The 285-nt window shown below is 64.2% G+C and carries 1 pseudogene; it reads right to left on the bottom strand.

Annotated elements, in window-relative coordinates:
• A pseudogene (locus tag EOC06_RS42815) lies at window positions 1-285 on the bottom strand (molecular chaperone DnaJ); the annotation flags it as partial.

Raw genomic sequence — 285 nt, 5'->3', positions numbered from 1 at the left:
CCCTTGAACAGGTCGAACGGGTCGCGCATGCGGTTATAGTAGCCGGCCCGGCCGGAACGCATCTGGGCCATATCGGGCGACGATCGCGTCGAGGCCCCGTTGGCGCCCATCTTCCAGGTCGGCCGGTGCCCGGTCATGGCTTCCTTCTGGAAGCGCGCGACCTCGGTGTCCGGCACGCCGGAAAAGTAGTTGAAGCCCTTGTTGTACTCGCGCACATGATCGAAGCAGAAGTGGAAATACTCGCCTTCCTTCATGCGCCCGACCGGCGCACGATGGGTGCCCGCT

This window comes from Mesorhizobium sp. M7A.F.Ca.MR.362.00.0.0, from assembly GCF_004023175.1.
Lineage (GTDB): Bacteria > Pseudomonadota > Alphaproteobacteria > Rhizobiales > Rhizobiaceae > Mesorhizobium.
This window is presented reverse-complemented; position numbering and strand designations above follow the sequence as displayed.